This window comes from Companilactobacillus zhongbaensis, from assembly GCF_003946515.1.
Lineage (GTDB): Bacteria > Bacillota > Bacilli > Lactobacillales > Lactobacillaceae > Companilactobacillus > Companilactobacillus zhongbaensis.
This window is the reverse complement of record NZ_RHOM01000023.1, coordinates 23,570-33,189: the sequence shown is the minus strand read 5'-3', so window position 1 is coordinate 33,189 and position 9,620 is coordinate 23,570. Positions and strand designations below refer to the sequence as shown.

Genomic DNA, 9,620 nt, shown 5'->3' with positions numbered 1-9,620 from the left:
TTTTAACATGTTATCAACTATCTGTCAACAACTTTTTAAAATAATTTTCTTAGCAACTTGATGAACAAGTTCATCTCATTGCTTGTCGTTCCTTACCGGAGCAACTTAATTATCATATCGAATCATCAACCTCATGTCAACAACTTTTTTTGATAATTTTTAAAGCAATTTGATGATGATCATCTCATTACTTGTTATCACTCCGGAAAGCAACTTTATTACTTTATCAAACGGTCAACTTCACGTCAACATGTTTTTTAAAATAATCTCAACAAGTGATGTTCGCATATGCTCACATCCCTTGATACCGTTGCTGTCTTCGTGACAACAAATAATATCTTACCAATTCGAATAGTCACATGCAAGCTATTTTTTTAAAAAAATCAATTCTTTTTAATTTGTTCAATATCAAGAACTTTATCTATCCAGTCACTACTATAAAAGTCCTCTTCGTGGGTTACTAAGATGACTGATCCCGGATAGTTACGGAGCCCTTTTCTAAGTGATGCTTTGCTCTCATCATCTAAGTGGTTAGTTGGCTCATCCATGAATAAGAAGTTTGTTGGTGCAAACATCAAATCGGCTAGCTTAACTTTAGTCTGCTCCCCACCAGAAAGAGAGCGTAGTGGTGACATGATCTGTTGATTAGTTAGTCCTGTCCTAGCTAAGATCTGTCTTACTTCTTTATTGTCTGACTCTGGATGGTCTTCACTTACTACCTTGAATGGTGTATCTAGGTTAGACTTCCAGATCAAGTCTTGCTTGAAGTAACCTACTTTCACTACATCAGAGAAGTCAAAGTTACCTGCTTGTGGTTTTAACATCCCTAAGAGAGTCTTGATCAAGGTAGTTTTACCGATACCATTGAATCCTTTGATGACCATTTTTTCACCACTAATAAGAGAGAAGTTTAGTTCTTGCTCAAATAGAGGCTTTTCATAACCAATCTTCAAGTCATTTACTTCTAGTACCATCCGAGAACTTGGGATCTCCTGGTATGGGAAGTTGAAGCTAGCGATAGTCTTGTTCCCTGGAGGTGTTAAGACATCCATATGCGAAAGCTGCTTTTCCCTACTCTTGGCACTCTTAGAACGAGAACCAGCCTTAAACTTACGGATATAAGCTTTAGTCTTGGCGATTTTTTCTTGCTGCTTAGTATAAGCCTTCATATAAGTTTCCTTATTAGCGGCTTTTTGCTTAGTAACTTGTTTGAGACTTCCGGTATATTTGGTGATCTTACCGAATTCGATGTCAGCAATACAGTTAACGATCTTATCTAAAAAGCCGTAATCGTGGGAAATTACGATGAATGCGCCGGTGAAATTGTTCAAATAGTCTGAGAGCCATTCGATGTGGTTAGTATCTAAGTAGTTAGTGGGCTCATCTAATAAGATCATATCGGGATTTTCCAATAAGATCTTGGCCAAGATAATCTTTGAACGCTGACCACCCGATAGTTTGGATACATCGTGGTCATAACCAATAGCATCCAATCCTAGACCGGTAGCTACTTGTTCTATCTTTGTGTCGATCTCATAAAAGTCATTGGCGTCGAGTTTTTCTTGAAGTTTCCCGGCTTTTTCCAAGTCTTCTTCACTAGGATCATTCATATAGATCTCGGTTAATTGGTCGTTAGCCTTAAAAAGGTCGGCAAATGCTGTCTGGAGATATTCTCTGATAGTCATCCCTGGTTCAAGCTTTGCTTGCTGGTCCAAGTACCCTACCGTTAAGTGTTTTTGCCAAGTGATCTTACCTTCATCTGGTTCCAGTTGTCCCGTTAATATCTTGATGAAAGTACTCTTTCCGACACCATTTTGGCCAGTGATACCTAAGTGATCTTCTTTATTTACTTGTAAATTAGCATCATCATACAATCTTTTGTCCAAAAACTGTTGTGTGAGATGTTGTACTTCTAAAACGCTCATAATTTACTTCCTTCTACATGATAAGAGGCTGAGACGGTGTTTTCGCCTCAGCCTCAAACATAATTATTCTGATGTTTGATTACTCTTATATACTTTGTATGTCTGTGGGATATCCCCTTCATAGTTGAATGAGAAACCTCGTCTTTGATTCAAACGGTTAAGTCTTGTTTCCTCATTATTGACTGTTTCTTCTGGTAATTCCAATTGTTTACGGAGTTTATCCGAAACTCGTTGGATCTCCTTAGTAGAAGCTAACTCATAAGAAACACCGTCGACCATTTGACCATAACCTTGTAAATGGTCAGATTTGATGTCATCAGCAGCATCACGATAGTTGAAGAACATCGTCTGCATATCGTTGAAACTTAAGTTGGTAGTCATCGAATCGGAAATACTATCCAGTACGTCCTTGAAATGAGTAAAGGTCTTAGCACTAGCAGCACTCTTGATGATGGCAGATATGATCTGTCTTTGTCTCTGTTGACGACCATAGTCACCATTAGGATCTTCGTGTCTCATTCTCGCATAATCAAGTGCTTGTTTTCCATTAAGATGCATTTGTCCCTTGGTGAAGTTAGATGGTTTCTCACCAGAGTCACCGTAGGAGAAGCTGAATGGAACATCGACATCAACACCACCGACACTATTAACGATTTTCTTCAATGAATTGAAATCGACCTTAATATAGTAATCAATTGGCACATTGATCAGTTTTTCAGTCGTTACGACCGCACTGCCCGCATCTCCAATGTTATAAGCTGAGTTGATTTTTTGAATCTTCTTAGTGTTATTGTTTTGGCTCTTCCAGATCTGAGTCATCGTATCACGAGGGATCGACACCATCGTAGTCTTCTTAGTCTTAGGATTGACTGTGACTACGATCATCGTATCAGAATTACCCTTATAGTTAGTCTCAGTATCACGGATACCGTTGTCAGTAGTATCGACACCTAATAGTAGGATCGAAACAGGCTTACTCTCCGAGATCTTCGTTGAAGCTTGCTTACCTGCTAGAGGTTGGAAAGTCTTGTCTAGTGATCCTTGAGCTTGCGCATATAGTCTAAATCCGTACGCACCTACGACGAAAAAGGCGATCAATAGTGTAAGACCTAAGAGCTTCAAAAAAGCCTTACTGACCCTGCCTGCATTGTTAGAAGCCAAAGCATTGTTATGTGTTAACTTACGACGTTGCCGCGACATGTTATTATTGTTATTCATAGATAAACTCCATTAAGTTTAATGTACGATCTAAATCATTATTCGACAATAAAATAATATTATACAGCTTAAGTATAGTTCCAGTCAGTAATTTTGTTATATATTAAACGTAACCACAATTATTTGTTTTTTTAAGATTAAAATAGTAGTCATAAGTGATCGATTTAAAAAATCATGACTTCGCACATCTCAAATAATTATAAAAGATTCAAATATTCTGTCAAATTGAACGACTAAGACTACCACAAAGCAGGTGATTTTATGGAACAACTAGCCACACATGATCTATCTGACCTATGTCTAAAAACTGCCTATCTACTAGTCAACGGTGGTGCGGAAACATACCGTGTCGAGGATACCGTTGAACGGATCGGAGCTTCATTAGGTAGTGACGTTAAATGCTACGTTACTGTAACAGCCATTTTTATCGAAATCAACCATAAAAGTTATAAATTCATCAAGGCCCGCCTTGGAGGGACCAATTTACAAATGATCGATGAGATCAACACGATGTCACGACAGTTGGCAGTAAAGACGATGACCCCTGATGAATTCCGGATCCACATCGACCATCTTTACAAGTATAAACGAACAGCAGACTTTCCGTTTACGATCAAAGCGATCGGAGCGGGCTTCGTCTCAATGGCTCCGATGTTACTCTTTAAAATGCCACTGTACTACTTCATTTACTGCTTTTTCGTTGGGATCATTGGATATACTATCTCCTACACCTTGTCAAAGCTGTCGATGCTCCCATATGCTGACTTGTTCATCGCTGGATTTATTATCGCCCTTCTAGGGATCATTTTAAAAAGTCTTGGACTAGTCACGCAATATCATACGATCATCATTGGGGCGATCATGCCGTTAGTTCCAGGAGTAGCGATCACCAATGCTATCCGGGAATTAGTTATGCGGCACGCCTTGAGCAGTATGGTTAAATTCTTAGACTCACTACTAGTCGCCAGCAGTATCGGTTTTGGTATTGCTAGTGCCTTGATCATCTTTTAGGAGGCTCTCATGGACATTTTCTTGAATGTTGTACTAGGTGGACTATCCGCCATCGGTTTTTCGCTGATCACCAATGCTCCCAGAAGAGCTGCCGGGATCATCGGGATAACTGGTGCTTTGAGTTGGACCGTCTTTTACATCTTAAAAAACTACTCACATATGAATATCTTGATTGCCAATTACGTTGGTGCTTTCATCATCGGAATCTTGGCCTACTACTTTGCTAGAATGTATCATCTACCAGAAAACATTATCGTTATCCCCTGCTTAGTTAATTTAGTTCCCGGGGGAAACGCCTATCGAACGATTCTCTACATGGTCCAGAGTAATTACTCGGGCTCGATCAACCAAGGACTGCAAACGTTTTTGATTGCATCCTTCATCGCGATTGGATTATTCACTACCCCATACTTTGCGACATCGATCAGACGACTGAAGATGATACGAGCAAATCGTAACCGAATAGAATAAAAGACCCCTTTGACTAGTTTACTAGTTAAGGGGTCTTTTTTAATCGTTAATGTAAAGTTTCAAATCAGGGACAGTTCCACCATAACTTCTTATTTCGTTCATGATGTTGATCAGTTCTTGTTTCTGATCTTCTTTGTCAGCATCATCGTTCTTATATGCTTGTTTAACTTTTTCGACTTGCTGGTTGTATTGAGGCATGAGTTTATCGACCATCTTCTTACGCTGCTGATTACGTTCAGCTTGGATCTTTCGTTTCTCAGTATTGTATTTCGATAGACGACTATTTTCCTTTTCAGCTTCAAAAGAAGCTTGAGCTAAGTTCAACTGCTTTTGTAGATCTAAGATCTCGGCAGCGAATTTCTTCTTAGCCTTTTGACGTTTAACGTTGATGTTCAAATAACGGATCTTTTGAAGTTGATTCAATTTCGATTCGTATTGAGATTCCTTTTTGATTGGAGACTGCTTGTATTCGTCGAGTGCTTTTTTAACTTTAGATTCACGTTTATATTCTTCCTTCTTAGAAAGATGATAAATGATCCGATAGTCCATGTTAAAAAGTCGCTCACTGTTTTTCTTTTCTTGTGCAGAATTGAAGTCGTTAAAATTCGTGTAGATGACATCTTGGATCGATTGTGTCTTTTTCGACTCGTAGACTGACAAATGATCACCTGACACTTTAATATTACTTGGCTTCTTAAAATCAGTTTCCTTTTGACCTAATTGATCGACCAAGTATTCTCCTTCGGCTTTAAAAACCTTCATCGGTAATTGTTGCTGAGCAGAATTTAAGGTCGTGTTATGGTCGTTACCCGTCCACGTTGCAATGGTGAAAATGGGCGTCATTCCCACGAAGTAGGAATCCTTGTTATTATCAGTGGAACCAGTCTTACCAGCAGTATATTTGTAATTATCGAGTGCTGCTGCCTTGCCTAATCCATCTGTAATGACGGACTGCATAATATTCAAAGTCATATAACTAGAATCAGAAGTATAGACTTTCTTTTCTGTATGACGGTTTTGATAAATCATTCGTTCATTGGAGTCATCATAAACACTGGACAAGTTAGTTGGATGAATGAAGTTTCCTTGTCGAGAAAAACTACTATAAGCAGACGCCATTTCCGTAGTAGTAGTTCCGTATTCAAAACCACCGATGGCGACGATAGGATTCTTGTCATGTGGAGTGAGTCGAGCAAACTCCATCTTAGTTAGATCATCATAGTAAGACTTATTTTTATCCTGCATTGCCAACTTCATAGCAACGGTATTGACAGAATTTTCTAAGGCGGATCTCAGAGTCATTGAACCACGATATCCTGAGTACCAGTTTTTAACTCCAGTCACAGGAGAATCAGTGATCGTACTTTGTGGCAAATACCCACGTTCAAAGGCAGGGGCATAAGCTACTAAAGGTTTAGCAGTTGATCCAGGCTGACGATATCCGTTGATAGCGCGATTTAATTGGTCGCTTTCAGTACCTCGTCCACCTACGATCGCCAACACGTCTCCAGAATCATTATCTACGACAGTACTTGATACCTGTGGCTGCAATTTTCCATCAGAATCTCGACCTGTGTTTCCTGCATAGGTATCATTAACAAGTGATTCGATCTTGGATTGGAGTTCGGAATCGATAGTTGTGTGAATGTCGAAGCCTCCACTCATTAATTGACCAAGAGCTCTTTGATAAGCTTGTTGATACTTTTGCTCATACTTAGTTCTTTCTTCATTAGTCTTGAAACTATACTGCATAGAAAAACCAGATGATTTCATGAGTTCTTCCGTAGCATTGTTCATCGCATAATTAATTGCATAGTTTTTAGAAATGTCATTATCAAAAGTATGCTGATTAACTTTTAACCCGAGTGGTTTCTTGCGTGCGGTTGAATATTGCTTTTTAGAAATTAATCCTTCACGATTCATAATACTCAAAACCATATTACGACGTTTAACAGAACGTTCTGGATAAGTAACTGGATCATAATAAACCGGGTTGTTGGGAATCCCAATCAACATAGCAATTTGTTCCAAACTTAGCTCATTTTGATCTTTGGAAAAATAATATTGCGCCGCACTACTAAATCCATAAGTAGCATGTCCCATGTAAACATCATTAATATAAAATTCTAACAATTGTTTCTTGCTAAACTTCTTTTCTATTTCCTGGGAAATAACCATCTCTTTTATTTTCCGAGACGCTGTTTGCGATTGATCTTTTAGAACGACATTTTTTACTAGTTGCTGTGTCAATGTCGAACCACCTTGAACACGATGCTCGAAGATTCTCGAAGCTATCGATCTCATGATGGCATATGTATCGACACCATGATGTATGTAAAAACGACTATCCTCGACTTCGACCAACCCTTTCTTGATCATGGGATTGATATCAGCTGATTTAGTGTAGTCTGAATCTGACCTGGAGAACTTAGTCAGTTCCTTACCATTCTTATCATATATAATAGTAGAATTTTTCGGATAAAAGTCTTTGGCATCGAGTCGTTTGCTATAGGAATATCCATCAGCAATTGCAGTCTTGACTAAGGAACCAAATTTAAACCAGACTGCACCTGCAGCAATGATGAAGATAACTATGATAGCCAATAAGATTTTTGGCCATTTTCTCTTTTTAACTTTCTTAGTTTGTTCTCTTTGTCCGCGCATGCTATCCCCTAATTAACGTAGAATAATAGACCACTAGTTGCTTTTGATTGGATGGTACTCAAGCCTGAGCTTGAGACAGTCACTCCATTACCGTAACTGCCGCCTCCGGCATGAATGAATCCAATGGTACTGGAGTTTCCAAAATAAATCGATGTACTTAATGATGAATTGTTTTTGAACCAGAAGACTGGTCTTGCTGAATTGTAATCAGCAGTACTATTATCCGCATCTGTGATACCTATTTGTTCTAGTGAGTCACTAGAAGCATCACTCAAGTATCTACCAAAGCTACTTGATGACGAGTCAGTCACAATAGCAGCATTAGTTGAAGCACCATTGATGACATTCTTGATCGAATACGATCCCGCTGAGATACTACCACTTGATACACTAATAGAGCTTCCATCAGCAACGTAGTTGTCTCCAGTCAAGGTCATGAAGGTCATCTGATTTTTCGACTTGTCATAGTATAGGACATGTTTATCCGTGATACCTGCTTGTTTAAGAACATCAGTCGCTTCTGAAGAATTATCTAAGCTCGAAATAATATCAACGTTAGCCGATTTGTATTTCATCGTTAGTGGTGAATTCTTTAAAGCAGCTAACTCTGCCTTAGCATTTACTAGTTTAGAATCTTCATTGGAATGACTGTTGTAATAATCATTCATCGTTTGAACTTTATCTGCAACTTCAGCTTTAATGTTTTTATTCTTAATCAGTTTATTGTAAGTATTGACCATCGATATATTTTTAACCGACAAGCTAGTCTTGTCGTCATTAAAGTTATCCCAGAGATCATTGATGTACTTGATTGCATCATTTGTTTGTTCAAACCAGATCCTGACTGTATCTAATTTATTCTTCTGTGTTTGATAGACATCTTGATTCTTTTCTTCTAATAAATCTTTGTCTAATGAGTCTAGTTTATCTTCGGATACATCATCTTGATACTGTTTCTTTCCATCATATAAAGCAGAGACATCTCGACTTCTTTGATGGCGTTTATCCAATTGGTCAGTTAATGACTGATATTCTTTGACGACTGAATTGGAGATGATGTGTCCGTTGCTGACATCGATGATCTTGCCAATGAAATTCAATTGACCTTCACTGACATCTTTCTTGATCACTCCTAGCTGACGATCTTGATATTGATTAGCTATTTGTTTTGAGATAGCTGCATTCACGGTTCCAAATGACAAGGTAATAAAGAACACCACTGCAGTGATGATAGCTACTACTTTGGCAACAATCAAAAACCGTGAAGCTATTTTACTGTCGTTTCGTAAATCTTTCTTATCTTTCATTATTTTCCCCGTAGAATTTATTTCTTTCGTATACTATATATATAGTAGAATATCTTATCTGTAAAGGTGGAATATCTTGAAAAATTTAACTAAAAAACAAATAGGCTGGATCATCACTTTGCTGATCATCATCATCATCGTTGGAGTTATTTACTCTTTCAACTTCTTCGATTCACGAACAAAAACTGTTAATGCCATCTCCCAAATAACGATTCCTTTTTCACTGATAGTGGATCCGAACAACGTTGACCGTGGAGTAACTCCTAAAGGAATCAATACGGATGTGAAAAACTCCGAATCAGAAAAAGAGCGAGTCATTAATATGGTTGAAGACATGAACCAGTCTTTCAAGGAAAACCACAAACTATATTTTTTATCCAAAGATCAGCAGACCGAATTGAATAAAAAAGTTAAGAAGCAACCTCACCAATACATTTATTCAATCAGCTTATTAAATTTTGGACGAGATCATTCAGGTAAATATTTCACCATCAGTTGTAATCAATACAATGATACTAAAACCATTGTTAGTTACAGATACATCCTCCACTATCAGAAAGAACAAATTAAGACTTCCAAATACGTTGGTAAAAAATCTAACAAATATCCGCCTGAATTTTTGATCAAGGATGTTAAGGTTGGTAAAGATGGCATTAAAGATTCTAAATCCTTTACCCAAGAATTAAGAACTGCCATCATCAACTCAGGATTGATATCTAATCAGAATGCTATTCCAGGAGATTTCAACCAAATTGCCATCAACATCGGATTGGATGGAGATAAATCTAACCAAGGATTGTATCAGTTAGCCAAACATGCTAATTCACGATTGACCAATTTTGCTATCACAGGGTATGAAGTTTCCGACGTTCCTCGATATTCTCGGATATTTATCAAGCAGATCGATGATGATCATAGCTACTATTATACGTTAACTTACAACCGTAATACTGCTAAATTCACCCACTTACAAACAGGTATTCATTCTAATCGTTTAACAAAATAAAAGAGACATCTTCAAAAT

General features: G+C 37.9%; 7 protein-coding genes. 3 read left to right on the top strand and 4 right to left on the bottom strand.

The window, feature by feature from the left end; genetic code table 11:
• Positions 1-383: 383 nt before the first annotated feature.
• Entirely contained in the window at positions 384-1,925 is a 1,542-nt protein-coding gene (locus EKM69_RS09215; RefSeq protein ID WP_125710417.1) for an ABC-F family ATP-binding cassette domain-containing protein, read from the bottom strand.
• 63 nt (positions 1,926-1,988) lie between these two features.
• Complete coding sequence (locus EKM69_RS09210) at positions 1,989-3,143, bottom strand: LCP family protein (protein WP_125710415.1); 1,155 nt, start codon at positions 3,141-3,143, stop codon at positions 1,989-1,991.
• A 261-nt stretch (positions 3,144-3,404) separates the two neighbouring features.
• Here EKM69_RS09210 and EKM69_RS09205 point away from each other — a divergent pair, with 261 nt between their 5' ends.
• On the top strand, positions 3,405-4,154 hold the full coding sequence (locus tag EKM69_RS09205; RefSeq protein ID WP_125710413.1) for a threonine/serine exporter family protein: 750 nt from the start codon (positions 3,405-3,407) through the stop codon (positions 4,152-4,154).
• A gap of 9 nt (positions 4,155-4,163) precedes the next feature.
• On the top strand, positions 4,164-4,625 hold the full coding sequence (locus EKM69_RS09200; RefSeq protein ID WP_125710411.1) for a threonine/serine exporter family protein: 462 nt from the start codon (positions 4,164-4,166) through the stop codon (positions 4,623-4,625).
• A 39-nt stretch (positions 4,626-4,664) separates the two neighbouring features.
• On the opposite strand, the gene EKM69_RS09195 is transcribed toward EKM69_RS09200, so the two are convergent.
• Positions 4,665-7,289 carry a transglycosylase domain-containing protein gene (locus EKM69_RS09195; protein ID WP_125710409.1) on the bottom strand — a complete coding sequence of 875 codons (2,625 nt, stop codon included), beginning with the start codon at positions 7,287-7,289 and terminating at the stop codon, positions 4,665-4,667.
• Positions 7,290-7,297: 8 nt separating this feature from the next.
• Positions 7,298-8,596 carry a hypothetical protein gene (locus tag EKM69_RS09190; RefSeq protein ID WP_125710407.1) on the bottom strand — a complete coding sequence of 433 codons (1,299 nt, stop codon included), beginning with the start codon at positions 8,594-8,596 and terminating at the stop codon, positions 7,298-7,300.
• 76 nt (positions 8,597-8,672) lie between these two features.
• On the opposite strand from EKM69_RS09190, the gene EKM69_RS09185 reads away from it, so the two are divergent.
• A complete protein-coding gene (locus EKM69_RS09185; protein WP_125710406.1) occupies positions 8,673-9,602 on the top strand; it encodes a hypothetical protein in 930 nt (309 codons plus the stop codon).
• The last annotated feature ends 18 nt before the right edge of the window (positions 9,603-9,620 follow it).

Excerpts from the sequence above, each read along its gene's own strand:
- EKM69_RS09215 (WP_125710417.1), bottom strand. The coding sequence starts at position 1,925 with ATGAGCGTTTTAGAAGTACAACATCTCACACAACAGTTTTTGGACAAA.
- EKM69_RS09210 (WP_125710415.1), bottom strand. The coding sequence starts at position 3,143 with ATGAATAACAATAATAACATGTCGCGGCAACGTCGTAAGTTAACACAT.
- EKM69_RS09205 (WP_125710413.1), top strand. The coding sequence starts at position 3,405 with ATGGAACAACTAGCCACACATGATCTATCTGACCTATGTCTAAAAACT.
- EKM69_RS09200 (WP_125710411.1), top strand. The coding sequence starts at position 4,164 with ATGGACATTTTCTTGAATGTTGTACTAGGTGGACTATCCGCCATCGGT.
- EKM69_RS09195 (WP_125710409.1), bottom strand. The coding sequence starts at position 7,289 with ATGCGCGGACAAAGAGAACAAACTAAGAAAGTTAAAAAGAGAAAATGG.
- EKM69_RS09190 (WP_125710407.1), bottom strand. The coding sequence starts at position 8,596 with ATGAAAGATAAGAAAGATTTACGAAACGACAGTAAAATAGCTTCACGG.